This window comes from Candidatus Hydrogenedentota bacterium (genome assembly GCA_013359265.1).
GTDB lineage: Bacteria > Hydrogenedentota > Hydrogenedentia > Hydrogenedentales > SLHB01 > JABWCD01.
This window is the reverse complement of the sequence record JABWCD010000004.1, coordinates 99,700-126,017: the sequence shown is the minus strand read 5'-3', so window position 1 is coordinate 126,017 and position 26,318 is coordinate 99,700. Positions and strand designations below refer to the sequence as shown.

The window sequence follows — 26,318 nt, the reverse complement described above, 5'->3', positions numbered from 1 at the left end:
AGAAAACTCGCCTCCCGTAACTTCCAGAATTTTATGCCGCCGCGCCGTTAACAACAATGGCGATGCGGTTGAGCGCAGTATCGTGGGGGTTGACAGCATATCACGTTCACGGGACCTGCCTCATAGCCGAAAAACAACATAGTCCTAACGGATTTCTCATCCGCCGCTAGCCAGCCGCAAAGAAGAGTGCGACAAGATTGGCGCATTCCGGGGAGAACAACGAAGTGCCCGGTGCGGCGCTTTCACCCGGAAAGTTTTCCGGAGCATTAACGCAAGGAGTATGCAGTATGCGTAAGAAGAGCGGGTTTACCCTCATTGAATTGCTGGTGGTCATTGCGATCATTGCCATCCTGGCGGCAATTTTGTTGCCGGCGCTGGCGCGGGCACGCGAAGCAGCGCGACGCGCGTCGTGTCAAAACAATCTCAAACAGATCGGCATCATTCTGAAAATGTACTCGGGGGAAAGCCAGGGCGAGAAGTTCCCTCCCATGCAGGGTCTTGCGCCGTACTATGCGGATGGCGTGACGGGCCCGCTTGCCGCCAACTGCAATTCGCAGGACGAGGCGGAGTTTTCGCCGCGTGTTACCTCGTGGTACCCCGAGTACCTCACCGACTGGAACGTGTTGACATGCCCGTCGGCGCCGGATTACGGCGACGTAGTCGAACACCTCTCGATCATTGCCGACGGATGCCCGTACGCAGGGTACGCGGACAATCCTTCGGACAGTTACGTTTACGCCGGCTGGGTAGTGGATCGTGCCGACGCCACGGATCCAATCACGGTTGTCGGTCCCGGACTCGAGGTGTCGACGCAAGTACTCCTCGTGTTTGCCCAGTTGGACGCGGCGGACGCGTTCGCAACGTCCATTCCACCAAATCCGGCGGGCGCGTATGCGGCATTGGATAGCGACGTAAACGTCGGCACCCCGAACGGAAACGGCGGCAGCAGCACAGTCTTCCGGCTTCGCGAAGGGGTCGAGCGCTTCCTCATTACCGACATCAACAATCCCGCAGGAAGCGCACAAGCGCAGTCGGAAGTTGTTACCTTCTACGACGTGATCAATTCGAGCCTGGCAGATGACGGCGGCGCTTCAATGAACCACGTACCTGGAGGCTGCAACGTGCTGTACATGGACGGCCACGTCGAGTTCCGCAAGTACGAGCGAAACGGCAAGTATCCCGTCAACGAAATGTCTGCGGATATGACGGCTTTCGTCATCTAAGCGGTGTTGGCTCAGGACCCCGGGAGGGAGGCAGGGGCGCACCTGTCTCCCTCCCATTCCCATTATTTTGGCGGGTTTCAGAGTCATTCGTGAACTTTCACACGATAGTTGACTTTTGCATCCCGACCGGTATATAGTCTCGCGTCTTTTGACCGCGCACACGGGGCCCTAGCATTGCTTCGGCGCCGTGCGGCAAGGGACCTCCCGAAGGCTTCACCTTTTCGCGACGGGGTTCGTACTGGGGATTCGAAGCGCGCCCGGCTCGGGCATACGGGAGCGAGTTCGGTTGTTCACAATCGTGAATACAATCACGATTGAATGGTGACGGCAGCTTCTGGTTGGGCTGCCTACTGACGAGTCGATAGGAATTCCGTAGGGAGTACTCTTGCCTGCGGGGCCCGGTTTCGACCCATTTTTTGATGAAGTAAGGTAAGAGGTACCGCGTGGCTCAGCTTTTTCCGTCCGGTATGAACACGGTCGCCCGGGTCTCCATCATCGGTGGAGCGCTGTTTGTGCTCGTTGGGGGCGCGGCGGCCATGCACCTCTACTGGTCCCCCCTTGGCACGAACGTGAACGTTGCCAAGGAGCAGGTGGTACCGTTCAGCCACCGTCACCACGTGCAAGCGATGGGTATCGACTGCCGCTACTGTCACACGACAGTTGAGACCGGTGCGTTCGCAGGCATTCCCCCCACCGAGACGTGTATGACGTGCCATTCCCAGGTGTGGACCGAGGCGCCCATGCTCGCGCCGGTGCGTGAAAGCTGGGACACGGGCAAACCGCTCGAGTGGGTACGGCTCAACGACCTTCCGGACTTTGTTTACTTCAACCACAGCATCCACGTGAACCGCGGTATCGGGTGTGTCACCTGCCACGGACAAGTCGACGACATGCCGCTGATGATGAAGGCGCAGACGCTCCACATGCGGTGGTGCATTAACTGCCATGAGTACCCCGAAAAATTCATCCGGCCGAAGGACAAGGTCTTCGACATGCGGTGGACCCCCGCGGCCGATGGTACGACGCAGGCGGAGATCGGACCGCAGCTCGTCAAAGAGTACGGAATTCAAAAGGGACAACTGACCAACTGCTCGGTGTGCCACCGGTGAGCAGAGGAACGACGGGTATTACATCAGCCGTGACACACGAAGAATTCATAGTCTCGCCCGAACCGGTGAAGGTAAGCGACGTGCGCGAGCGGCTCGCGGCCAAACGCGGACCGGAGTATTGGCGCGCGCTCGAGGAGTTTGCCGAAACCGACGCGTTTGTCGATATCATGCACCGCGAGTTTCCGCGGGGCGCGTCGGAATTGCAGAGCGGCATCGAGCGCCGCAGTTTCCTCAAGTGCATGGGCGCGTCGATTGCCCTAGCAGGCGTGACCGCGGCCTGTTCGCGCCAACCCGATGAGCGGATTATTCCGTTCGTGAAGCCATCGGTCGAAATGCAGCCCGGAACGCCGGTCTACTTCGCGACCGCGATGCCAAACCACGGGTACGCGCTCGGCGTTTTGGCGGAAAACCACACGGGCCGCCCGGTCAAGATCGAAGGTAATCCGAACCATCCCGCGAGCCTTGGCGCAACCGACATTTTCGCGCAGGCATCAATCCTCTCACTCTATGATCCCGATCGATCGAATGTCGCGCTCCGACGCGGTTCGATTACAACGTGGGAAACGTTTGTCGCCGAAATGGATGTCATCATTAACGGCGAGAAAGACGCGACCGGCAAGAAATTAAGGCCGGGATTGATCGATGCAGGCGGCACTGGAATCCGGGTGCTCACCGGCACAGTGACCTCCCCCACGCTTGCGGCGCAGTTGAAAGCGTTTCAGACCGCGTTCCCCCAGGCTCGTTGGCACCAGTACGAGCCGTGCAATAGAGACAACGTAAACGCGGGCGCAAGCGCCGCATTTGGAGCGCCCGCCGGCATTCAGTACAAGTTCGACCTGGCGAATGTTGTCGTTTCGTTCGACGCAAACTTCCTCTCGGACGACCCCGGCTCCGTACGGTATTCGAGGGACTTTGCGGCGCGTCGCGACGCCGAAGGCGACACGGCAATGAACCGGCTGTATGTCGTCGAAAGCACTCCCACGCTGACCGGCGCGATAGCCGATCATTTCCTGCACGTCCGGCCCTCGCACGTCGAAACGGTAGCACGTGCCGTAGCGCGCAAACTTGGAATAGACGCACCCGGCGCCGACGTCGATGCCGCGCATGCGCACCTGGTTGACGCCATCGCCGCTGACCTGCAATCCAACAAGGGTGCCAGCATCGTGATCGCGGGCGGCAGCCAGCCTGCGATTCTCCACACGATTGTTCACGCGATAAACGAGTCGCTCGGCAACGCGGGAAAAACAGTCGTCTACACCGATCCGGTCGAGGCCGATCCAACCGATCAGTTGGCGTCCTTGCGCGCGCTGGTCAGCGACATGGATGCGGGCAACGTGAGCACACTGGTCATCGTTGGCGTGAATCCGGTCTACGATGCACCGGCCGACCTGAACTTTGCAGCGGCACTCCAGAAGGTCAGTCACCGAATCCATATGGGTTTGTATCAGGACGAGACCTCGGATTTGTGCCATTGGCACTTGCCGGAGGCGCACTACCTCGAATCGTGGGGGGATTGCCGCGCGTTCGACGGTACAGCCGCCTTGATCCAACCGCTCATCGCGCCGCTGTACAACGGAAAGGCGGCGATTGAATTAATGGCGGCCTTATTCGGCAAGGGCGGTACGAGCTACGACCTGGTCCGCAAATACTGGCAAGACTACCGCGGCACGGAAGGTTTTGAACCGTTCTGGCGTCAGTCGCTTGCAAAAGGCGTCGTTGAAAATACCACATTCCAGCCCAAGCAGGTCCAAGTCGCCGCGGGCGTCATCGCAAAGCCGCAGGAACCTGCCACAACGGATGGTATCGAGCTTTCGTTCCGCCCAGACCCCACGATTGGCGATGGGAGGTGGACTAACAACGGTTGGCTCCAGGAACTTCCGAAGCCGCTGACAAAATTAACGTGGGATAATGCAGTAATCCTTTCGTTTAACACTGCCGCGAAACTTGGCGTGGAACTGTTTGACGAGGTCAATGTCGAGTCCGGCAACCGAGCGGTGCGCGGGCAGGTCTGGATTCAACCGGGCCACCCCGACGATGTCGCCACACTGCACCTGGGTTACGGCCGTACACGAGCAGGCCACGTCGGCGACGGCACGGGATTCAACGCGTACGCCGTCCGCACGTCGGATTCGCCGTGGTTCGCGGGTGGCGCGAAAATCACCCGCATCGGGAAAGGCGAGCAGTTCGCACGCACCGAACTGCACCAGGTGATGACGGAAGAGCAGCGCCCGATCGCGCGCATGGCGTCGCTCGAAACGTTTAAGACAGACCCTGACTCGATTCACCATCTTCCCTTCGCGCATGACGCGAAGGAGACAATTTTCCCCCCGTACCCCTACGAGGGGTACTCGTGGGCGATGACGCTCGATATGAACAAGTGCACGGGGTGCGGCGTGTGCGCCATCTCGTGTCAGGCGGAGAACAACATTCCGGTCGTTGGCAAGGCGCAGGTCATCGCGGGCCGCCAAATGCACTGGATTCGCGTGGATCGGTACTACAAGGGCGATCCCAACGGCGAAGTTCAGGTTGTCCACCAGCCCGTTCCGTGTATGCAGTGCGAGAATGCGCCCTGCGAGGTCGTGTGCCCCGTTGCGGCGACCATGCACAGCCAGGAAGGGCTGAACGACATGGTGTACAACCGTTGCGTCGGCACCCGGTACTGCTCGAACAACTGCCCGTACAAGGTGCGGCGATTCAATTTCTTCCAGTTCTCCGACCAGAAGACGCCGACCCTGCAGATGATGTACAACCCGGACGTCACTGTCCGCACGCGTGGCGTGATGGAGAAGTGTACGTACTGCGTCCAGCGCATCAATTTGGCGCGCATCGGCGCGAAGAAGGAGGACCGCCCGATACGCGACGGCGAAATTACGCCCGCGTGTCAGCAGGCGTGCCCCTCGGGCGCAATCGTGTTCGGCGATCAGAAGGACGCCGAAAGCCGCGTCGCGCAATCGAAGAAGAGCAAGCGCAATTACACGTTGTTGGGCGATTTGAACACGCGCCCGCGCACGACGTATCTCGCGAAGCTACGCAATCCAAACCCGGCATTACCCGAATCGGAAGGTCCAGCAGAGCATGGCGGACACCACTAGACGTTTGCACGAAATAGACCCGCAGGTCCCGCTGCTGGAGCCAGGCCACGACTACGGCTCGCTGACCGACAAAGTCAGCGACATCGTGGACGTAAAGCCGCACCCCAAGACGTGGTTCATCCTGTTCCTTCCGGCGTCGCTTGGCGTGATGCTGCTGTTAATCGCGCTCACCAAGCTTTTCGCCGAAGGGGTTGGCATCTGGGGTATCCGGATTCCCGTCGGCTGGGGATGGGACATCATCAACTTTGTCTGGTGGATCGGTATCGGTCACGCAGGAACGTTGATCTCCGCGATTCTACTCCTGTTCATGCAGGATTGGCGCACCTCCATCAACCGATTCGCGGAAGCCATGACGCTGTTCGCGGTCATGTGCGCGGGAATGTATCCCATCATCCACATGGGCCGCCCATGGGTCGCGTACTTCATTCTCCCCTATCCCAACTCGATGGCGTTGTGGCCGCAGTTCCGAAGCCCGCTTGCGTGGGACGTATTCGCGATCTCGACCTACTTCTCGGTGTCCTTGCTCTTTTGGTATACGGGTCTCGTGCCTGACTTCGCGACGATGCGCGACCGCGCCAAGAACAAAGTCGCGAAATACATCTTCGCGATTTTCTCTCTGGGCTGGCGCGGATCGGCGCGGCACTGGTCGCGCTACGAAATGGCCTACCTCCTGCTGGCGGGCCTCTCGACGCCACTCGTCGTGTCCGTACACAGCATCATCTCCTTCGACTTCTCCGTGGGCATCATTCCCGGTTGGCACACGACCATTTTTCCGCCGTATTTCGTCGCGGGCGCGGTGTACGCGGGCTTCGCGATGGTGCTGATTCTCGCGATCCCCATACGCCGCCTGTACCACCTCCAGGACATCATCACGATGAAGCACATCGACCTGATGGCGATCGTCATGCTGGTCACCGGCCTCGTGGTGTTCTACGGCTACGTGATGGAAGCGTTCTTCGCGTGGTACAGCAACAGCTTCTGGGAGCGCGCCATGATGGTCCACCGCTCGATGGGCTATTACGCGTGGTCGTACTGGGCGCTCATCTTCTGCAACGGGCTGGTCCCGCAGTTCCTGTGGTTCAAACGCGTGCGCAGGAGCACCGTTTCCCTGTTCGTCATTTCGGTAATCGTCAGCATCGGGATGTGGCTCGAGCGGTACGTCATTATCGTCACGAGCCTTGCACGCGACTTCCTGCCGACGAACTGGGGCAATTACCACGGCACGCAGTGGGACGTTGCCACCTTTGTTGGAACACTCGGGTTCTTTACATTCATGTTCCTGCTGTTCGTCCGGTTTATCCCGATGATCAGCGCGTTCGAGTTGAAGATGCTGCTTGAGAAGCAGAAGCACAAAGGCAAAGCGCACTAAGCCATGCACACGGAACACGAGGAAAACGAGAAGCCGTTCGGGTTGATGGCGGAATTCGATTCGCCGGACGACGTCTTGCACGCCGCGCAGAAAGCGTACGATTCGGGCTACCGCAAAATCGAGGCCTACTCGCCCTTCCCGATACACGGCCTCGACGAGGCGGTAGGATTTCCGAAGAATGCCGTCGCCACCGTCGTACTCATCGGAGGCGTGATCGGCGCCATGACCGGGTTCGGCATGCAGTTTATCGCATTGACGTATCACTATCCGTTCCTGATCGGCGGACGTCCTTTGTTTTCGTGGCCGATGTTCATCCCAATTACGTTCGAGTGCGGCATTCTCTTCGCCTCTTTATCCGCGTTCATTGGTATGTTCGCGCTGAACGGACTGCCCATGCCGTACCACCCCGTGTTTAATGTTCCGCGCTTCAACGAGAAGGCGACGCGCGACGGCTTTTTCTTGACGGTCGAGAGCGGCGACGACCGCTACGACGAAGCGGAGACCAGGGCGTTCCTCGAAGGCCTTGGCGCAAAACAAGTCGTGCTGGTTGAGGCATAACGGTTCGGACAACGACATGTCACTTACTTCGTACATTCAAAATGCGGTCCGCGCGCGGCATCTCGCGCTCGCGGCGGCCACGGTGCTCTGGGCTTCCGGATGCCATCAAGGCATGTGGAACGGCAGCCGCATCAAGCCACTCGAGCAGATGCCAAACGTCCCGATGTTCGCCGGAGGACATCTGACGTTCGTCGAGGGGACGGTCCCGTTCAACGCCGCGCACACCGACGAGTTCTTCTACACCGGTAAGATCAATGGCGAATATGCCACCTCGTTTCCTTTCCCTGTCACGAAGGAAGTCCTCCTGCGCGGGCAAGACCGATTCAATATTTTTTGTGCGCCGTGCCACAGCCAGGTTGGCGACGGCAACGGCATGATCGTACAGCGCGAAATGAAGCAGGCCGGAAACTTCCATCAGCCGCGCTTGCGCGAGGCCGCGCCCGGATACTTCTTCGACGTGATGACAAATGGCTTCGGCGTCATGTACAGCTACGCGTCGCGCGTCACACCGGAAGACCGCTGGAAGATCGCTGCGTATATCCGCGCGCTCCAGCTCAGCCAGGATGCGTCGCTTGCCGACGTGCCCGAGGACGAGAAGACACAACTCCAGCAACCCCAGACCATCGATACGGCCGCGCCGACGCACGAGGGAACGAATGCAGCACACTGAACCTAATCCGCGATTGCTCGCGCTCCAGCGTAGCGCGCTCATTGTCGGTGCGATCGGTATCGCCGTATTGGTTGGCGGAATCGCCGTCGTGGGAATCGGCGGATTCTTCCAGTCGTACCTCTATGGCTTCATTTTCTGGAACGGTCTGGCGTTGGGTTGCCTTTCCGCGCTGATGCTGCACCACATGGTTTCCGGCAGATGGGGGTTCATGATCCAGCGCATCCTCGAGGCCGGAGCGCGCAACCTGCTTCTAACCGCGGTGCTCGCGTTGCCGATCCTATTCGCAGGTATGAAGTATCTCTACCCTTGGATGCCGAACGCTGTAGAGACGCTGAACGGCATCGACCACGGTCATCACAAGGCGGAATCGCTCATCGTTCCCATCCTGCACGTTTCCTGGTACAGCCAGGGCTTCTTTATCGCGCGCATTGCAGTCTATTTTGCGGTGTGGATTCTCCTGATGGGCCGTTTGACCGGCCTCAGCGTGAAACTCGATGCCACGGGCGATCAAACCATCATCGGCAAATTCCGCCGCACGTCGGCCCCTGGACTGGTGGTCTACGTGGTGACGATGACGTTTGCGGCGTGCGATCTCGGGATGTCGCTCGAACCCGAATGGTTTTCGACGATCTATGGACCTCTCTATATCGTGGGACAGGGTCTAGCCACCTTGGCGTTTTCGGTGATCATCCTGAACAAGATTGCCGATGACAAGCCGCATGCGCCCGTCATTCGGACGGACTACTTCCACCACATCGGCAGCCTGATGTGCGGATTTGTTGTGCTGTGGACGTACATCCAGTTCTCCCAGTTCCTGATCACGTATTCGGGCAACTTGCCGGAAGAAATTCCGTGGTACCTGCACCGCCAGGGGAACTTCTTCGCCATCGTTTCGGTCGCGCTCATGGTCTTCCACTTCTTCCTGCCGCTGTTTATCTTGTTGCAGCGCCGGGTCAAGCGCGCGCGCCGCGGGCTCCTCTTCATGGCAAAATGGGTTTTCATTGCGCGCATCACTGACGTATTCTGGATCATAATTCCCGCGTTCCACCCGCAAGGTGCGGGATACGGCGTATTCCCGTTCGTGATGAACCTTGCCGCACTGGCGGGTATCGGCGGAATATGGGTGTATGTGTTCGTACGGAACATACACAAACATCCGTTGCTTCCGCTGAACGACGACCGAATGAACGAGTCTCTCGGCCTTGGACCGTTCGCGCACAAGGAGGCCGCAGAACATGCATAAGCACGAAAAGCCCATCATTCACGAGCACGGCATTTCCGGCTATGACGTAAAGGATGTCCAGGGAAAGCCATTGGCCGTCTATTTCATCATTCTGACGCTCGTCACGATCGCGAGCGCGATTACGGCGCTCGTCGCATGGAAGGCTTGGGAAAGCCGGCCAAGCAGCGGCTCCGTCGCGGTGTTGCCCGTTGCGGAACAACGTGCGCTGCCGGAGCTGCCGCTCCTCCAGCCGCGGCCTCAGGTGGATATTAAGGCCCTGCACGCATCCGAAGCGGCGAAGTTGAACCGTTACGCGTGGATAGACAAACCGGCCCAGATCGTACAGATCCCGATTTCGCGCGCTATGGATCTTGTCGCCGAACGTGGTCTCCCGCACGGCCCGGAAGCCCACGTGCCCGGCCAGGGCCAAATGAGCGCGCCGGCCGCCCCTGCCGCGACGGCAGGTTTATAGGTTTCGCGATGAACGCCTCATGCACAACGCATCTCAGCAAGGCCGGTCTGATACTAGCCGCCGCGTTTCTGTGTTTATGCGTGCCGTCGATCGCCCAGGTAATGACGGCGCCGGAGCCGCCAAAGGTCGAGATCGTGCAGAAGCTCGAAGGCCAAGTCCCCATGGATTTGACTTTCGTGGACGAGTCTGGAGACGTGGTCGCGTTGAAGGACCTGACGCAGGGCAAGCCCACCGTGTTGGCGCTGGTCTACTACGAGTGCCCAATGCTGTGCGGCGAGATTATGCAGGGCATGCTCAAGGCATTCAACGATCTAGAGTTCACGATCGGCGAGGAATACCAGGTAATCACGGTAAGCTTCAATCCCGACGAAAACCATGAACTTGCGGCTCTCAAGAAGAAGAATATGCTTGAGCACTACAAGGTCTCGGCCGGGGCATCGGGTTGGCACTTCTTGACGACCAAGGATGAGAACAACGTGCGGGCGCTGGCGGACGCGGTTGGCTTCCAGTACCAGTATTTGCCCAGTGTCGATCAATACGCCCATGCGAGCGGGATCATGGTCCTGACGCCCGCGGGCAAGGTATCGCGGTACTTCTACGGAATCGAGTATCCCGCGCGCGACCTTCGTTTCGGTCTAATCGACGCCGCGGACGGCAAGATTGGTTCGCTTGCGGACGAAATCCTGCTTCTGTGCTACCGCTACGACCCCGCGAGTGGTTCGTACGGCTTTGTAGTCATGTCCGCCATACGCATTGGCGGCCTGGTCACGGTTGCGTTTCTGGGTCTGCTCGTTGGTGGATACCTGTTCAAAGAATTCCGGGAACGGCGCCGCGCGACACCCACGCGGATCGCTCCTTCGAGTTGACGCGAATGCGGGGCGCACGACACACGGCGCAGGGGAGTCACGTTGAGCGACATACGATTGTGGCCGGGCCACAAGTCGAAAGGCAAAGTGCAGAAGTAAGATGAACAAATTACCTCTATTACCCGAACAGGCATCCACCATCGCTCCGCGGATGGATGTGCTTTTCTATGGCTGGCTGGGGCTGTCGATATTCTTTTTCGTGGCCGTCGTCGCGACGATCGTTTACTTCAGCATCAAGTACCGCAAAGGGTCCAAGGCCAACCGCGTCATCACGGGCGAATCGAGCACGGCGCTGGAACTCACCTGGACCATCATTCCGCTGATCATGGCCATCGTCGTGTTCTTCTGGTCGGCCTTTCTCTACGTGGACTTCACGCAGATGCCCGAAGGCGCGATGGAGATTCTCGTCACGGGCAAGCAGTGGATGTGGAAAATTCAGCATCCGAACGGCAAGCGCGAGATTAACGCACTTCACGTTCCCACCGGCGTTCCGATCAAACTGACGATGACGTCCGAGGACACGATCCACAGCTTTTTCATTCCCGCGTTCCGCGTGAAGAAGGACGTGCTTCCGAACCGGTTTTCGCAGCTCTGGTTTAACGCAACAAAAGAGGGCGAGTATCACCTGTTCTGCACCGAATACTGCGGTACGGACCACTCGCGCATGATTGGAACGGTAACGGTCATGTCCCCCGAGCGTTACCAGGCGTGGCTCGCCGGCGCGGAGACAGGGGTCGCAGTCGCCAGTTCGGGGCAGAAGCTCTTCACGAAACTGGGCTGCGCAACCTGCCACACCGGCACAAGCCCGCGCGGACCGTCGCTTGCCGGGGTCTACGGGAAGGAAGTGAAGCTGCAGGACGGTTCGACGGTAATAGCGGACGACGAGTACATCCGCGAGTCGATTATGAACTCCTCGGCGAAACTCGTCCAAGGCTACCCACCGTTGATGCCGTTGTTTAAGAACCAAATCAAAGAGCAAGACTTGATGACGCTGGTGAACTACATCAAGTCGCTGAAAGACGAAAAGAGTGGTGCCAAGTCATGAGCAGCATAACGCTTACACCCGATATCGCGCCGAGCGTGCCGAAGACGCATTACGCGAACATACGCACGACGCTGATGTCGTGGTTGTTTACCGTCGACCATAAACGCATTGCAATCCTGTATCTGATTTCAATCACCGTGTTTTTCGCCGTAGGCGGCCTGTTCGCGAGTTTGATTCGAATCGAATTGCTCACGCCCAAGGGCGATTTCATGACCGGCGATACCTACAACAAGATGTTTACGCTGCACGGCGTAATCATGATCTTCTTTTTCTTGATTCCGTCCGTTCCGGCGACGCTCGGCAACTTCGCGCTGCCCATCATGATTGGCGCGAAGGACCTGGCGTTCCCGAAGATCAACTTGCTGAGTTGGTGGCTATATATACTCGGTGGCGTGCTGGCGGTGGTCGTGCTGCTGCGCGGCGGCCTCGAAACGGGCTGGACCTTCTATCCCCCATACTCGACGACCTATGCTACATCTCAAGTGACGATCGCAATCTTGGCCGCATTCTTGGCCGGCTTTTCCTCGATCTTTACCGGTCTAAACTTCATCGTCACGGTTCACAAGATGCGCGCCCCCGGCATGACGTGGTTTCGGTTGCCGTTGTTCGTTTGGGCGCACTATGCCACGAGCATTATTCAGATTCTGGGTACGCCCGTTGTCGCCATCACCCTCGTGCTCGTCGCGGTCGAACGCGTGTGGGGAATTGGAATCTTCAATCCGCAGATTGGCGGCGATCCGGTCCTCTTCCAACACCTGTTTTGGTTCTATTCGCACCCCGCCGTGTACGTCATGATTCTTCCGGGAATGGGCGTTGTCTCGGAAGTCATCCCGTGTTTCTCGCGCAAGCGCATCTTTGGATACGAGTTCATCGCGTTCTCGAGTCTTGCAATCGCGATCATCGGGTTCCTCGTGTGGGGCCACCACCTGTATGTGAGCACGCAGTCCACTTACGCGGGCATGGTTTTCTCGCTCCTGACGTTCCTTGTGGCGGTGCCGTCCGCGATCAAAGTGTTCAACTGGACCGCGACGATGTACAAGGGCGAGATCACGTTTGAAGCTCCGATGATTTATGCGCTGGGGTTCATCGGTCTATTTCTCGTCGGCGGCTTGACCGGCCTGGTTTTGGCGTCGATGGCAAACGATATCCACTTCCACGATACGTATTTCGTCGTCGCCCACTTCCACTACGTCATGGTGGGCGGCATGGTGATGGCCTACATGTGCGGCCTCCATTTTTGGTGGCCGAAAATGACCGGGCGCATGTACCCCGCGACGCTCGCGACGATTGCCGCGATTCTTGTGTTTGTCGGCTTCAACTTCACCTTTTTCCCGCAGTTCATTCTCGGTTACCTTGGTATGCCGCGCCGCTATCACTCATACGTTGACGAGTTCCAGGTCCTGAACATCATGTCCACTATGGGCGCGAGCGTGCTCGGCCTCGGCTACGGATTGCAGCCCTTCTACCTGCTCTGGTCACTTTTCAAAGGCGAACCCGCGGGGGACAACCCGTGGGGCGCGAAGGGCCTCGAGTGGCAGGTGCCGTCTCCGCCGCCGACCTTCAACTTCCCTGACGGACGTCCCGTCGTCGTCGAGGACCCGTATTCGTACACGATAGAGGAATCGCACAGTGTCGCACAGCAGTAACGAGTTCGTCGCCCACCATTTCGAGGACTACGAACAGCAGACCGAATCGGCCATGCTGGGGATGTGGCTATTCCTCGGGCAAGAAATCATGTTCTTCGGGGGACTGTTCGCCTCGTACATGGTTTATCGGATGAAGTATCCCGACGCCTGGGCGACCGGCAGCGAGCAGTTGGACCTGTGGCTCGGCGGCTTCAACACCGTCGTGCTCCTGCTCAGCAGCGTGACCATGGCCAGTTCGGTCTGGTGCGTACAGAAGGGGAAAAACCGCGAATTGGTTTGGGGACTTCTCGCAACCCTGTTCCTCGGCTGCGTATTCCTCTTCGTGAAGTACTTCGAATACAAGGCAAAATTCGAGCACCACCTTGTCCCGGGCGCCAGCTTCAATTTCACCGGCGAACGGGTCATCGGCAGCCCGACACAGGGTCAGCTCGAGTTGTTCTTCTGCCTGTACTTCATCATGACCGGCATGCACGCGCTCCACATGATAGTCGGCGCCGGCATCCTCGTCTGGCTGATCGTGCTGGCCATGCGCGGTTACTTTAATCCGAAGCGCTACATGAAGATCGAGTTGTTCGGTTTCTATTGGCACTTCGTCGATATCGTCTGGGTGTTCCTGTTCCCCTTGCTCTATTTGTTGCACCGGCACGCATAGGGCACGCATCTTCAGGAGAATTTGAAAGCAATGTCCACTGACGCACATTCCACCGGCAGCCACCACGAGCACTACGTTGTGCCACTCAAGAATTACGTGATAAATGCGTGCGCACTCGCCGTATTGATGGCGCTAACAGTCGCCGCATCGGAAATCAATCTCGGTCCCTTCAACGCCGCCGTCGCAATCGGAATCGCTATCACCAAAGCGGTCCTCATCGTACTGTTCTTCATGAACACGTGGTACAACACTCGATTGACATGGGTGTTCGTCGTCATGAGCTTCTTCTGGCTGTTTATCCTGATCGGGATGTTCCTTCCCGATTACTTCGCCCGCGACTTCGCTACCCAACCGAATGCGTGGGCCAGTGCACCCGCGGCACAATTGGAAGTTCTACCCGAGCGTCAGCTCCCCATGGACAAGCGTGTCATCGTCCCAGGCGAGGGCCACGGCGGCGGGCACTAAGTTCTTCCGCGCCATTGCCGCATGGCGTGAATGCTCGTTCTCCAAAATCCTTCGTTCTGCCCTGATCTTGCCGGCTGTGCTATACTGAACCACAGGTCTTGGCAGGAACTGCAGCGACATGGGCCCCATTCGAGAAGCCGAATTGTTGATGACGCGGCGCCACTTCTTTGGCCGGTGCAGTTGCGGCATTGGCGTGGCTGCGCTTTCCTCGCTGCTTAGCCCGCGCGCGCTCGCGGCTCTGGTGGACTCGAACGCCCACACCGGGCCCCACTTCGCGCCCAAAGCCAAGCGCATCATCTACTTGTTCATGTCCGGCGGGCCATCGCAACTCGATTTGTTCGACTGGAAACCCAAGCTCCAGTCCGTCCAAGGTACGGACCTGCCCGAAAGCGTTCGCATGGGGCAGCGTCTCACGACTATGACCTCGAACCAGGCCAAGTTCCCGATGGCCTCGTCAATCTTTAAGTTCGGCCAGCGCGGCCAATCCGGCGCGTGGGTAAGCGATCTCCTCCCCCACGTCGCAACGATTGCGGACGATTTGTGTTTCATCAAGTCGGTGAACACCGAGGCGATCAATCACGACCCTGCGATAACCTACATTCAAACCGGCAGTCAGCAGCCCGGACGGCCCAGTCTTGGCGCTTGGCTCAGCTACGGCCTCGGCAGTGAGAACAAGGACCTGCCCGGTTTCATCGTCATGACTTCCCGGTCGGACATGAACCGTCCCGCGCAAGCCCTCTTCGACCGTTTGTGGGGATCGGGGTTTCTGCCTTCCGAATATCAGGGCGTGAAATTCCGCTCGAGCGGCGACCCGGTGTTGTATCTCTCGAACCCGCCCGGCATCGATGCCGACACGCGCCGACGCATGCTCGATGGCATCGCGCATCTCAACGGCGTCCAGGCGGCAACGTACCAAGACCCGGAAATCGATGCACGTATCGCGCAGTACGAAATGGCGTTTCGCATGCAGACCTCCGTGCCCGAACTTACCGACGTATCCGGCGAGTCCGAATCTACGTTTGCACTGTACGGACCGCAGTCGCGCAGGCCGGGCACTTACGCCTACAACTGCCTCATGGCGCGGCGCCTCGCCGAGCGCGGCGTCCGATTCATTCAACTGTTCCACCGCGACTGGGACCAGCACGGCAACTTGCCCAAAGACCTTACCCTAAACTGCGGCGATGTCGATCAGCCCACCGCCGGCCTCATCACCGATCTCAAGCAGCGCGGCATGCTCGACGATACGCTCATCATCTGGGGCGGCGAGTTCGGCCGCACCGTGTATTGCCAAGGCGAACTCACGGAGAAGAACTATGGCCGCGACCACCACGGGCGCTGCTTCACCGTCTTTCTCGCCGGCGGTGGAATCAAACCGGGCGTCAGCTACGGTGAAACTGACGAGTTCGGCTACAACGTTGTGAAGGACCCCGTCCACATACACGACCTCAACGCCACGATCCTCCATTGCCTCGGCATGAACCACGAACGCCTCACGTTCAACTTCCAGGGCCGCGATTTCCGGCTTACGGACGTATTCGGGAACGTGGTGAAGGACGTGCTGGCATAAACTGCTATCGCATCCATTCCGCGCGAATCCCCGCGCTCGATGGATCAACCGCAGCGATCCGGAGCGCTTGAGCGGCCGGCGATTCCCCCAACGTATCTCCGTTCTTCGATGGGTCTCCATTCCATCGATCGATGATACTCGAGTTTGCATCGAAGCCGGATTCCTTCCACAGATTAAGCGGCATCTTCACAAACTCCGCGCCGCCGAGTTGCTTGATTTCAGCTATATGGGTCGCGGGTCGATACGAATACAGATTCGCGTCGATCTCGGAAAACACGGCATTGCTCCAGTGCGAAAACTTGTATGCAAGAGCGTCAGGGCGATCCATGCGAACAACGTTCCTGACGAACCGGTTCTCACCGAGCGGTGGCATCACTGAGTCAAACGGACTTGCAGCCTGGAAATACATCGCGATGGCGTTGCTCACGAACACGTTGTTTTCGAATACGTTCTTCTCGCCCGGATTGATAATCGCGCCGACGCCGGAATTGCGCACGACGTTCCCAAATACCGCGCAATTGCTCGTCCCTTCGTCCAGATAGATGCCAAACGTCGGCCATGGATAGGGTGTCACAATCGCGCCGCCCGACACGCCGCAGCCTAGCGTGTCCGAGATGACGTTGTGCCGAATGATATGGCCCTTCATTGGTGGCAGGTTCGCTACGCCTTGAATATGCGAGACGACCCGGTGCGATCGGATAGCGCCCCCGTCAATTGTCTCGAGTGCAGTACGCTCAATGCGGTTGTACTCGACAATGTTGCGGCCGTACGGGTTCGCTCCAAGTTGGATACCGTCGCGCGGAAGTTCGTGAAGCCAGTTGTGTGCGACGAGTACGCCGTCGGAATACGAATCGGCACTGACTTCGTATGCCGTCGCCCCGTAAAATGGGAACTCGATTCCGGCGGCGTATTTGTCAAACACTGCGCAGTGGTGCACGTCATTGTCCATGATTCGATTCTCGCGCACGCGGCCACCGATGTAGATGGCGCACCCGCCCGTATATTCGAACTCATTACCCTGAACCAGGAGGTCCGAACTCGTCCCCCCTTCGCCAACAACCGCCAGCGCGCGCGAACCAATGCCGGTAAATCGATTGCCTAAGAACTGGATATGGCTGCTGTTCTCACAGCGGACAGCATCGCCGCCCCCGGGGGGCGTCTCGGTAAACGCTATCCCCTCGACTGAAATCCACGACGCGCCCGAAAACTGCAACAAGGTGGATAAAGCAGGAATTACCACGCCGACGTCTTGTTCGATTGGTGAGGGAGGCCAGAAATATACCTTCCTTTTTTCAAGATCGACGCACCATTCCCCGGGCTGGTCAAGGACCTCGATCACATTCTCGATGACGTACCGGCAGTTGCCATTGAACCCGAGAAGGGGGTGCTCGCCGTCTGTGTATGCCGTGTGGATTACGCGTCCACCGAAATCGATTGAAGTGACTGGCAGCACCTGGCTGCCCCATCCACCGTTCGGACCGACAAAGTGCCGCACAAACGCTTGGGCCGGTTGTGAAAAGGGTCTGGCAATCAACTCCGCGCTATACGAAAACGCACCCGGACCGAATGGGCCTTTCATATACGCCCAGCCACCGTAGAGCGGGTTGGCGGGATCGAAGTTGGGAACGCGCGCGCGGACTTGGCGAACGCCGTTGAAGAACAGGTCCTTGGGATTCGCGCCGCTTCCGATCTCATCGAGGTCCGCTTCGAGTATGGCGTCCCTGAACGGCCTCCATCGCGTCAGTCGAGCGCCGCCACTGACAACAGGCTGCTCGCCCGGGTACGCTTTCCATATCACCGGCGCAGCGGTGACGCCACTGTCGCGCGAATCGAATTGAAGCGTCTCAGAGAAAAAGTACTTCCCTCCGCGCACGAGGATTTCGGCTGACAGGCCGCGCTCACGAAGGCTTCGCGCCTCGTCGCGTGCACGACCGAACGTCGCGAAGGGCCCGTCCTTGCCGCTGCTGTCGGGCGCGCCCAAACGTCCAGACCACGCATCGTTACCGATTGTCGCAACATAGACGGTGATAATGTTGCCGTCCGGCTGGTTCGAGGCCGCCTCCGCCGCAATGCAGGGAGACGGCACTAACGCAGCAATGACTAACCACAAGTGTCTCATGAGGCTACCCCTTGCTTAAGGTCGGACCCAACGCACCGTCGCCGCCGTCCGTCCAGGACTACCACGTAATTGACCAAACCGCTGCGCCAACGTGCGCCGGCTTAAGGTTGTACGACCGAAATCTCCGCGGAAACGCCCCCATTCTACTGCTAACCCGGCGCGTGAACATCCCCCGTGATTTGGGTAAGCGATCGTGGAATCTGTGCTATACTCGGATTAGAAGCTGGAGGTCTAGCCATGCGCACTTCACTTGCAGTCGGGCTTGCCGCAGTATTGCCGGTACTTTTGACCGGCTGCCTCGCCGATGTGATGGTATCGACGGCCATCCAGGGTGAACTTCAGGCGAAGCAGCTTCAGACCGCGACCCGGGCGCTGAACACCGCCAAGGAGACGCGCTCCGATATCGAGATCAACAGCGCACTCCAGACCTTTGCCGCCGAGCATGGGCGTAATCCGTCGTCCCTCGAGGAACTGGTGCCGGAGTATTTGCCTGCCGTGCCCACGCATCCCGATGGTTCTCCGTACGGCTACGACCCTGCAACGGGTAAGGTGCTGGATGCGCCGCTGGTGGCGGCGCCTGCCCCGCGCACGTCGAGCCTGACCAATGATCAGAAGATGGCGGAGATTACCGCCGCCATAAACAAGTACGGGATGGCGACAGGATATTATCCGCCAAGCCTGGATGCGCTCGTACCCTCCTATCTGCCCACAATGCCGCTCACGGCAAGTGGGTCGCGGTTTATCTACGACCCACAAACCGGGAAACTTTACGACCCGACTGGGACGATGGCTGACAAACCGGCGCCCGCAGGCGGCGGGGGCGCGCTCGCACAGACGCCGCCTCAGCAGCAGGCGGGATTCCAACAGCCGCGCCGGGCTCCGTCGGGTGTTGGAGGGGGAAGTCCGGTGCTTGGGGAAACGTTGACGGGCATAGGCATCAGCAACCAACTCGACAACATGAGCTCCGCGGGTACCTCCGCGGCGGGCAGCTCGGCGCGGGCCAACGCGCGCGGCATCGGCGCGGGCCACGACGCCAAGCAGCAACAGGCGATGGACGAGTTGGGTCTGTAAATCGCGCGCGATGCTGTGGTAAAGTCGCGCCAGGGTGCCGGTTAGGGGAGTTCTCGCGGTGGAATGCCATATCTGCGAAGTCCGCAGCAGCGTGGGTTTTTGCGTCGAGTGCCACGAACTTTTGTGCGAAACCTGCGGCGTGCCGTGCGACCAATGCCGAAAGATTTCGTGTCCGACGCACATCCACGAGACCAAGAGCGGTAAGGCGCTTTGCGCTGGGTGCTATGCGGAACGCCGTGCGAAGAAAGAAGCCGTTAAGGCCGAGATCGTCCAGCGCCACACGAAGGGACACCGCGAGGCGGTCGACACCAGTTTCCAAACCCTCGACGCTGCACCAGGCGAGGAGGGTGAGATTCGCGACGAGGCGCTGGTCGCGAGCGCCCGGCGCGCTATCCAACCGTGGAAGGTCAGTCTGTACATTGGGATCGCGGGCATCGCGCTGGGAATCCTGTTGTTGATAGCTCCCAACCTGCGGCACATCGCTTTCGGCGCGACGACCTATCCCACCGGTTTACTTCTGCTCATGTTCATTGCGTTTTCCGGTTTCTGGGCGTGGATCGGCCTGCGCAACGAAGAGTTCTTCATGGACCGTCCAAAATGCTTCTATGGCATCGGGGCGAGTGTTGTTTGTGCAATTCTCGCATTCGTCACCATATCGAGCGCGCCGACCGTTGAAAGGCTCCCGGCCGACATCAGCTTGCCGACGCGCACGGGTGACGAGAGTCCGGAACAGCTCCAACAGTGGCGCGATAACGCGCTGAACAAATACCAGCGATAGGCAACCGCCCGATGATAACCATCGCGGACATCTACGTGTGGTTTAGCGAGAATAAGTGGTGGCTGATCATGTTGGTGCCGATTATTGGGGTCATTTGGATCGTACGCGCGAGCCGATAGGAATTGTGCAGTACATGCGTAAAATCACAGCCGTTACCGTCCTCGCGGTGACCGTCCTGTTCCAAGACTGCGCGGGCCGCAGTCTGCATTCCGATCACGAGCGCAACATGACCGTCGGCGTCGTGCAAAAGGAAATCCGCGTGGGCATGCCGTCCACCGACGTGCTCGCGGCGTTGGGATCGCCTAACATGGTCCGCAAGGGTGGTGACACCCCGGGCGAAACGTGGGTGTACGACAAGATAGCCACCGAGGCGTCGTACAAGAACAGCAACTCGAATGTCGGAGGTAGCGTCAGCGGCGCGGGCGTTCCCGGCGACGTGCTGCTGCTCGGCAATGTCGGCGCGAACCGGAGCGGATCAAAAGGTTCCTCTGCCACAACCCAAAAGACCCTCACCGTCATCATCCGGTTCGACGCCAACGACAAAGTCGAATCGTTCTCCTACCACACGAGCACGTTCTGAGAATGCCGCTCTTCCGACAAGGGAATCGGGCAGGGCGAGGCTCCGTCCGAGCCACACTTCCCGCAGCCGCACTTTCTTTTCTCACAATACTGTCGCCCGGCTGCCTCTCCGATTCCCCGCCCCCGCCGCAGCCGTCTCAAATGGAGATGCGAAGTTTTCAGACGCGCGAGTATGACACCGCCGACGCCAAGCTGGTCCTGAAAGCGGTGCTGAACACCCTGCAAGATATGGGCTTCATCGTGAACACTGCGGACCCCGCGATCGGCTTGCTCACGGCCAGCAAATGGACCAACATCGAGCACACGAAGAAAGAGATTAAGGAAGCAAAAAAGAAAGAAGCCGCGCTATCAAAGAGCATCGTGCTCGACTGCACGACGAATATCAGCGAGTTCGGCAAGAAGCAATGCCGGGTCCGTGTGAACTTCCAACAGCGCGTACTCGACGCCACGGGCGCGACCATGCAGGCAAATCCCATCACCGACGCGAAGTTCTACCAGACCTTTTTCTCTCAGGTGGACAAGGGAATTTTTCTACAGCAGGAAGGCGTCTGACTCAGCGCGCAATCCGAACACCACGTAGTCACTTGACCCGTCGGCGCACGAACAAGATGCGCAACACGGCCAGCGGAGACATTATGAGCGAGGCCACAAGAGCACACATCGCGCAGGCAGCTATGAAGCCCGCCAGCATAAGAGTGACAAGTTCCCATTCGCCGGTTCGCATGCTGACGTATCCACCCACTGCGATCGGAATTGACACGATCGCCCAGGAAATCCATCGCAGCATACGCTCGCCGTGACTACCAATCACCATCTGCATGCCTTTGAATCTGCGCGCGATACTGACTACAGTGTCGATTCGCGTCGCCGACACCGATTCGCAGGGCCGTCGCGCTCGAATCCGGTGTCTGGGGCTACGTCAAGTCAAAGCGGTATTGCGTTACCGCCAAAGCGTTTCGCGCGAATCCGCGATTGCGGCCAGCGCCTTGGAGTGCGGCGAGGCATCGCCGCCATTCCTCGTCTCGACACAGCCGGCCCTGGATTCGTACGCGACTGCTATGTACCGATTCAAAACCTTCAAAGGGAGCATCGCTGATGTCCGTATCTCGATTCTTTGCCACGCTCATTTCGACCACATTGATCGCAAGCAGCAGTTTCGCGGAATCCCTGCCCATCGAGGATACTCCCTTCATTCAAGAATACCACGAAGCATTTCCGCTCGCCTCCGAAGGCGAGAACGACGTGCGCGCCATCGATGTTGACAAGCTTGGGGGCGTTTGGGCGGCAACGCGCGATGGCGTGCGCGTGCTCGAATCTGGAGTCTGGTCCACGCCACCGAGCGCGGGCAAGGGTCCGGCATTCAATGTGTTCTGCGACTCCAATGGCGCATCGTGGGTAGGCGCATGGGACGGTCTTTATGTGTTCGACAACGGTGGCGGATCTAAGATCGATTTCATCTCCGAACCCATCAGCGCAGTGTGCGAAACCCCAGACAGCATCCTTGCGGCGGGGCCAGAGAACCTTTGGCGTTTCTCCGGCGGGGCCTGGCACAAGGATGCGACCAAGTGGCCGCGCTCGGTTAGCGAAATCGCGTACCGCGCGGACAGCGGTCTCTGGATGGCAACAGGCTTAGGTCTATACAACAAATCGGATAAAGGTGATCACCTCTACTACAAGCAACCGGACGAACTGGTCTCTGGCGCGGTGCGCGGGGTCGCCCTCGGCAACGACGGGCGCGTCTGGGCCGGGTGCCTAGGCGGGCTCACAGTCCTGACCAATGGGGCCCGCACCGCAGGCTACACGCCCGCCGAAGGACTTCCCAATTACGATGTCCGTTGTGTTGCGATCGGGCCGGATGGACGCATTTGGGTGGGTACTGCGCTGGGCGTAGCTCGTTTGGATGAATCAACGAAACAGTGGTCCCTGCGCCATTCGCGGCGATGGCTGTTGGACGACGAGGTGCGCGACATCGCGTTTGACCGGGACGGCAACGCATGGATCGCAACGAAGGCCGGCGTCAGCGCCATCAAGCGGAAGACGATGACGCTCGAAGAGAAGGCGGCGCACTTTCTCGATATCCAACACAAGCGGCACGTGCGCGCGCCGTGGATCGTAGAACGCTGCAAACTGCGTACGCCGGGCGACGTGACCACCTTCGCGCCGGAAGACGACGACAACGACGGCTCCTACACGGCGTACTACATGATCCAGGAGTTGTACCGTTACGCCGTAACCAAAGACGCCGCAGCGAAGGAACACGCCAAGAAAGCATTCGAACTCATCGAGTTTCTGCAATCCGTCACGGGGACCAGCGGGTTCATCGCGCGCACCATCGTCCCATCCGATTGGGACAAGATGCACGACGGCAACGAAACGGTCTCGCCGGAGCGCCGCGCGGAGTCGCGCGTAAACGATCCCCGCTGGAAACCCGTCGAAAAACGCTGGCGTCCGTCCGCCGACGGCAAATGGCTATGGAAAGGTGACACCAGTTCGGACGAAATCATCGGCCATTTCAACGGGTTCTTCGCCTACTACACCCTGATGGACGAGGAAAGCGAGAAGGAGCTTGTCCGCAACCTCACGCGGCGTATCATGGACTACATCATCGAAGGCGGATACAACCTGAATGACATCGACGGCACGCATACGCGTTGGGGCGTGTGGTCGCCGGATAAACTGCTCGGCGATCCCGATTGGCGCGCGGAACGCGGCATCAACGCCACGGAACTGCTCATGTTCCTCAAGACCTCCTATTTCATCACCGGTGACAAGAAGTATCAGGAACACTACGAGAAATTAATCAAGGATGACGGGTACGCGGAACTCGCCCGCCACGCAAAGACATATCACCCCTCCGAGCGCACGCACATTGACGACGAACTGCTGTCGTTCGCTTATCCCGCGCTGCTGTCATGCGAAAACGACCCGGCGCTGCTTTCCATCTACCGCGAGAGTTTCGACTGGTGGTACAAGGGCCTATCAAGAGACGAGAGCCCATATTTCAACTTTGTCTATGGCGCATACGGCGGCAAAGAGTTCAATCCAGAGGATGCCGTCGAATACTTGCGCGACGCGCCGCTCGACCTCATAGACTGGCGTGTAGACAACTCGACGCGGGAAGACGTCACGCTCGTGCGCGCCCCCGAAATCGAACCGCTGCAAACAGACCGCATGCTGCCGCCCAGCGAGCGTGCCGTGATGCGGTGGGACAAGAATCCCTGGATGGCTGTGAACGGCTCGAACGGCGACAACGAACAAAGCGGCGCGGGCTGGCTGATGCCGTACTGGTTCGGGCGCTACCACGGATACATTGGCCAGCCAAAGAAGTAGCGTCTTCTGTATGGGCAATACGCAACTGAGAATTTTTTGGTATCGCCTTGGGCGCATGCTCCTCCGTTTGTTCGACGCATCCGTCGCGCTCGCCGCCGTAGGTATGGCCGCGTTCACCGTTGGACTCCTTTTCGCGCGCTTGCACTGGATGGTGGATAACGCGGCGAGTTTCGAGCTGGTCTATTTTCCGGCGAGCGTGGTGGTACTGCTCCTGGTTATCGTCCGCCGTAAGCGCGCTCTAATCGCAATGGCCGGTGTGCTTACCGTCTACCATGCCTTCCTCGTGTTGCCCTATTACGTATCGATGCCACAGGCCCGGGCAGGCGATTCCACGTTTCGCATCATGTCCGCAAACCTGCAGTGGGACAGCGGAAACCCGCGGCGCGTATACGAGGTCATCGAGCAGGAGAACCCGGACATACTCGCACTTCAGGAAGTGACCCCCTCGCGACTGCAAGAATTGGAGCGGCTTCGCAAAACTTATCCATATTGGGCGCACTGTGTGGGCGAGAATATGTTGGGAATTGCGCTTTTGAGCAGGACGTCCTTGACGAACGGGGACCGCCAGTGGGTCACGCATGGCGTCTATCCCACCCTCATCGCAGACTTGGAACTTCACAAAAGGAAGGTAAGTATCCTCCTCACGCATACGGTTCCACCCTTCAGTGCCGAATGGGCCGCTCTGCGTGACAAGCAACTGGCCGATATCGGCGCGCGGATTTTCGCGTTGAATGGAACATCAATCATCGTCGGCGATCTGAACGCAACGATGTGGACGCCGTCGTTCGGCGACCTGCTTCGTAAAGCCGCGCTGTCAAACGCGCGCAACGGATTTGGCGTATTGCCCACCTACTCGTCTGGAATGAAACGGCTCGTGCCGATCGACCACGTTCTGTTTCGGGGCGAACTTACCGTAACAGCGTGCCGCGTTGGCCCGGAGATGGGAAGCGATCACCGCGCACTTATCGTAGACTTGGCCTTGACAAGTCCATAATTACGACGCCGTTCCGCATGGCCTAATGTTCTTGCCCGTGACGCCAGTACGCAGATCGCCCAGATCTTGGCGCGCCTGTTCCATCAAGCCCCTTAACCGTTCGACGATGTCGGGGTGGTGTTTTGCGACGTCCTTCTGTTCACCGATATCGATGGAGAGATCATAGAGGTTCTCGCGCGCCGGCGCGTCGTCCTTTGGCGCCGGGCCTTGCACCGGAGCTACATCGAGGTGCAGCTTCCACGCTCCGCTTCGCACGCCGCATAAGTTTGCGCCGTGGTAGTAATAGAGTTGCTCGTGCGGCGTTGTAGCTCCCTGCTGTCCCGAAAGCAATGGCCAGATGTCCTTGCTGTCCACAATACGGTCCTTCGGAAGCTCCACGCCCGCAAGGTTGGCAAATGTCGCGTAGAGATCGAAGTTCGCCGCCATCTCGCGGCACACCGATCCCGCCGGTATTCTCTTCGGCCACCGCGCGATGCACGGCACGCGAACGCCGCCCTCGTACGTGGTCCCTTTACCATTGCGCAATGGCGTGGCATATCCCCCGTCTTCCCCGCGCGGCAACCAAGGGCCGTTGTCCGTCGTGAACACGACGAGCGTGTTGTCGTCCACGCCCGCCTCTTTCAGCGCATCGAGGATTCGGCCAACGCCCCAATCGATGCACTCTATTACATCGCCGTAGAGTCCGCCTGCCGACTTTCCGCGCCATCTTTCCGATGTGTGCAGCGGCACGTGCGGCATGTTGTGCGGCACGTACAAGAAGAACGGCTTGTCTTTGTTCGCATGAATGAATTCTACGGCCTCTTCTGTATAGCGTTCCGTCAGCGTCTCCTGGACCGCCGGCTCCTCGATGACGTTTTCATTGCGCATCAGCGGTGTCGGGACCATATCGTTGCTGTATGGAATACCGTAGTAGTAGTCGAACCCGTGGCGCGTGGGAAGGAACGGCGGCAAATGGCCCAGATGCCATTTCCCGATGCACGCCGTTGCATAGCCCGCTTGCTTCAGCAGTTCGGCGAGCGTGATTTCGTCCTTGTGAATCCCGCACTTGGAATCGGGAAACAGGACGATACCCGTGTTTTCGCCGTTCTCGCCGCGCGGGGTCAATGCGAGACCGACGCGCTGCGGGTAACAGCCGGTCAGCAACGCCGCGCGTGACGGCGTACAGACCGGCTGCGCGTAGAAGTCCGTGAACCGCATGCCTTCGGCCGCCATTTGGTCGATGCGCGGCGTCTTGATGCGCACGGCACCGTAGCAGCCGACGTCGGCATACCCCTGGTCGTCCGTGAAGATGACGACGAAGTTGGGGCGCCGCGGCGTATCGGTGGGGCGTTTCTCTTCGTCCTTATCGCGGCGGCGTCGTGCCGCCGCACCCAATAGGAGCGCGCTCGTTCCGATAAATGCGCGCCGCGTGGTCCGCCCGGAAGTTCCGTTCATGGCGCCCCCTCATGTCGAATTGACATCGCCGATTATGAAGGGGCGCGAATTGTATGG

Annotated in this window: 22 protein-coding genes; 20 read left to right on the top strand and 2 right to left on the bottom strand. The window is 59.0% G+C overall.

From position 1 onward, the window contains the following. Positions 1-287 precede the first annotated feature (287 nt). The 14 genes from HUU46_04305 (at position 288) to HUU46_04240 (ending at position 15,956) form a co-directional block, all read left to right on the top strand. Positions 288-1,223, top strand: coding sequence for a DUF1559 domain-containing protein (locus tag HUU46_04305; GenBank protein NUM52847.1), 936 nt, complete (start codon positions 288-290; stop codon positions 1,221-1,223). Positions 1,224-1,690: 467 nt separating this feature from the next. After that, entirely contained in the window at positions 1,691-2,332 is a 642-nt protein-coding gene (locus HUU46_04300; GenBank protein NUM52846.1) for a cytochrome c3 family protein, read from the top strand. A 47-nt stretch (positions 2,333-2,379) separates the two neighbouring features. Next, positions 2,380-5,424, top strand: a complete 3,045-nt coding sequence (locus HUU46_04295) for a TAT-variant-translocated molybdopterin oxidoreductase (GenBank protein NUM52845.1) — start codon at positions 2,380-2,382, stop codon at positions 5,422-5,424. Beyond that, the gene (gene nrfD / locus HUU46_04290) at positions 5,408-6,793 is read left to right on the top strand and encodes a polysulfide reductase NrfD (GenBank protein NUM52844.1); all 1,386 of its coding nucleotides are present in this window, start codon (positions 5,408-5,410) and stop codon (positions 6,791-6,793) included. Before HUU46_04295 ends, nrfD begins: the two co-directional genes overlap by 17 nt. A gap of 3 nt (positions 6,794-6,796) precedes the next feature. Beyond that, positions 6,797-7,351 carry a DUF3341 domain-containing protein gene (locus tag HUU46_04285; GenBank protein ID NUM52843.1) on the top strand — a complete coding sequence of 185 codons (555 nt, stop codon included), beginning with the start codon at positions 6,797-6,799 and terminating at the stop codon, positions 7,349-7,351. A 16-nt stretch (positions 7,352-7,367) separates the two neighbouring features. Then, positions 7,368-8,021: a cytochrome c gene (locus HUU46_04280; GenBank protein ID NUM52842.1), complete on the top strand. Its 654-nt coding sequence runs from the start codon at positions 7,368-7,370 to the stop codon at positions 8,019-8,021. Then, a complete protein-coding gene (locus tag HUU46_04275) occupies positions 8,008-9,264 on the top strand; it encodes a hypothetical protein (protein NUM52841.1) in 1,257 nt (418 codons plus the stop codon). Before HUU46_04280 ends, HUU46_04275 begins: the two co-directional genes overlap by 14 nt. Continuing rightward, positions 9,257-9,715 carry a hypothetical protein gene (locus HUU46_04270; GenBank protein NUM52840.1) on the top strand — a complete coding sequence of 153 codons (459 nt, stop codon included), beginning with the start codon at positions 9,257-9,259 and terminating at the stop codon, positions 9,713-9,715. Before HUU46_04275 ends, HUU46_04270 begins: the two co-directional genes overlap by 8 nt. An 8-nt stretch (positions 9,716-9,723) precedes the next feature. Further along, positions 9,724-10,581 carry an SCO family protein gene (locus tag HUU46_04265; protein NUM52839.1) on the top strand — a complete coding sequence of 286 codons (858 nt, stop codon included), beginning with the start codon at positions 9,724-9,726 and terminating at the stop codon, positions 10,579-10,581. 100 nt (positions 10,582-10,681) lie between these two features. Then, positions 10,682-11,626 (top strand): cytochrome c oxidase subunit II, encoded by a 945-nt coding sequence (coxB, locus tag HUU46_04260; GenBank protein ID NUM52838.1) that lies wholly within the window; start codon positions 10,682-10,684, stop codon positions 11,624-11,626. Then, a complete protein-coding gene (ctaD, locus tag HUU46_04255; GenBank protein ID NUM52837.1) occupies positions 11,623-13,272 on the top strand; it encodes a cytochrome c oxidase subunit I in 1,650 nt (549 codons plus the stop codon). Before coxB ends, ctaD begins: the two co-directional genes overlap by 4 nt. Before the next feature lie 52 nt (positions 13,273-13,324). After that, complete coding sequence (locus HUU46_04250) at positions 13,325-13,924, top strand: cytochrome c oxidase subunit 3 (protein NUM52836.1); 600 nt, start codon at positions 13,325-13,327, stop codon at positions 13,922-13,924. Positions 13,925-13,954: 30 nt separating this feature from the next. Beyond that, complete coding sequence (locus HUU46_04245; GenBank protein ID NUM52835.1) at positions 13,955-14,389, top strand: oxidase; 435 nt, start codon at positions 13,955-13,957, stop codon at positions 14,387-14,389. Between the two features lie 118 nt (positions 14,390-14,507). Continuing rightward, positions 14,508-15,956, top strand: coding sequence for a DUF1501 domain-containing protein (locus tag HUU46_04240; protein ID NUM52834.1), 1,449 nt, complete (start codon positions 14,508-14,510; stop codon positions 15,954-15,956). A gap of 4 nt (positions 15,957-15,960) precedes the next feature. On the opposite strand, the gene HUU46_04235 is transcribed toward HUU46_04240, so the two are convergent. Then, on the bottom strand, positions 15,961-18,075 hold the full coding sequence (locus tag HUU46_04235) for a right-handed parallel beta-helix repeat-containing protein (protein NUM52833.1): 2,115 nt from the start codon (positions 18,073-18,075) through the stop codon (positions 15,961-15,963). A 237-nt stretch (positions 18,076-18,312) separates the two neighbouring features. Between HUU46_04235 and HUU46_04230 the strand changes: the two genes are divergently transcribed. The 6 genes from HUU46_04230 (at position 18,313) to HUU46_04205 (ending at position 24,827) form a co-directional block, all read left to right on the top strand. After that, complete coding sequence (locus HUU46_04230; GenBank protein NUM52832.1) at positions 18,313-19,146, top strand: hypothetical protein; 834 nt, start codon at positions 18,313-18,315, stop codon at positions 19,144-19,146. A 58-nt stretch (positions 19,147-19,204) separates the two neighbouring features. Further along, complete coding sequence (locus HUU46_04225) at positions 19,205-19,924, top strand: hypothetical protein (GenBank protein ID NUM52831.1); 720 nt, start codon at positions 19,205-19,207, stop codon at positions 19,922-19,924. Positions 19,925-20,150: 226 nt separating this feature from the next. Continuing rightward, positions 20,151-20,504, top strand: coding sequence for a hypothetical protein (locus tag HUU46_04220; GenBank protein NUM52830.1), 354 nt, complete (start codon positions 20,151-20,153; stop codon positions 20,502-20,504). Between the two features lie 140 nt (positions 20,505-20,644). Then, positions 20,645-21,055: a hypothetical protein gene (locus HUU46_04215; protein ID NUM52829.1), complete on the top strand. Its 411-nt coding sequence runs from the start codon at positions 20,645-20,647 to the stop codon at positions 21,053-21,055. A gap of 543 nt (positions 21,056-21,598) precedes the next feature. Further along, complete coding sequence (locus HUU46_04210) at positions 21,599-23,833, top strand: regulator (protein ID NUM52828.1); 2,235 nt, start codon at positions 21,599-21,601, stop codon at positions 23,831-23,833. Positions 23,834-23,843: 10 nt separating this feature from the next. After that, positions 23,844-24,827, top strand: a complete 984-nt coding sequence (locus HUU46_04205) for an endonuclease/exonuclease/phosphatase family protein (GenBank protein ID NUM52827.1) — start codon at positions 23,844-23,846, stop codon at positions 24,825-24,827. Here the strand turns inward: HUU46_04205 and HUU46_04200 are convergent, their stop codons facing one another. Then, on the bottom strand, positions 24,828-26,261 hold the full coding sequence (locus HUU46_04200; GenBank protein NUM52826.1) for a sulfatase: 1,434 nt from the start codon (positions 26,259-26,261) through the stop codon (positions 24,828-24,830). Positions 26,262-26,318: the final 57 nt, after the last annotated feature.

Coding starts and splice junctions, on each gene's coding strand:
- HUU46_04270 (NUM52840.1), top strand. CDS start 9,257: ATGCATAAGCACGAAAAGCCCATCATTCACGAGCACGGCATTTCCGGC.
- HUU46_04305 (NUM52847.1), top strand. CDS start 288: ATGCGTAAGAAGAGCGGGTTTACCCTCATTGAATTGCTGGTGGTCATT.
- HUU46_04285 (NUM52843.1), top strand. CDS start 6,797: ATGCACACGGAACACGAGGAAAACGAGAAGCCGTTCGGGTTGATGGCG.
- HUU46_04215 (NUM52829.1), top strand. CDS start 20,645: ATGGAGATGCGAAGTTTTCAGACGCGCGAGTATGACACCGCCGACGCC.
- HUU46_04265 (NUM52839.1), top strand. CDS start 9,724: ATGAACGCCTCATGCACAACGCATCTCAGCAAGGCCGGTCTGATACTA.
- HUU46_04245 (NUM52835.1), top strand. CDS start 13,955: ATGTCCACTGACGCACATTCCACCGGCAGCCACCACGAGCACTACGTT.
- HUU46_04200 (NUM52826.1), bottom strand. CDS start 26,261: ATGAACGGAACTTCCGGGCGGACCACGCGGCGCGCATTTATCGGAACG.
- HUU46_04220 (NUM52830.1), top strand. CDS start 20,151: ATGACCGTCGGCGTCGTGCAAAAGGAAATCCGCGTGGGCATGCCGTCC.
- HUU46_04210 (NUM52828.1), top strand. CDS start 21,599: ATGTCCGTATCTCGATTCTTTGCCACGCTCATTTCGACCACATTGATC.
- coxB (NUM52838.1), top strand. CDS start 10,682: ATGAACAAATTACCTCTATTACCCGAACAGGCATCCACCATCGCTCCG.
- HUU46_04205 (NUM52827.1), top strand. CDS start 23,844: ATGGGCAATACGCAACTGAGAATTTTTTGGTATCGCCTTGGGCGCATG.
- HUU46_04250 (NUM52836.1), top strand. CDS start 13,325: ATGCTGGGGATGTGGCTATTCCTCGGGCAAGAAATCATGTTCTTCGGG.
- HUU46_04240 (NUM52834.1), top strand. CDS start 14,508: ATGGGCCCCATTCGAGAAGCCGAATTGTTGATGACGCGGCGCCACTTC.
- ctaD (NUM52837.1), top strand. CDS start 11,623: ATGAGCAGCATAACGCTTACACCCGATATCGCGCCGAGCGTGCCGAAG.
- HUU46_04275 (NUM52841.1), top strand. CDS start 8,008: ATGCAGCACACTGAACCTAATCCGCGATTGCTCGCGCTCCAGCGTAGC.
- HUU46_04235 (NUM52833.1), bottom strand. CDS start 18,075: ATGAGACACTTGTGGTTAGTCATTGCTGCGTTAGTGCCGTCTCCCTGC.
- HUU46_04300 (NUM52846.1), top strand. CDS start 1,691: ATGAACACGGTCGCCCGGGTCTCCATCATCGGTGGAGCGCTGTTTGTG.
- nrfD (NUM52844.1), top strand. CDS start 5,408: ATGGCGGACACCACTAGACGTTTGCACGAAATAGACCCGCAGGTCCCG.
- HUU46_04230 (NUM52832.1), top strand. CDS start 18,313: ATGCGCACTTCACTTGCAGTCGGGCTTGCCGCAGTATTGCCGGTACTT.
- HUU46_04280 (NUM52842.1), top strand. CDS start 7,368: ATGTCACTTACTTCGTACATTCAAAATGCGGTCCGCGCGCGGCATCTC.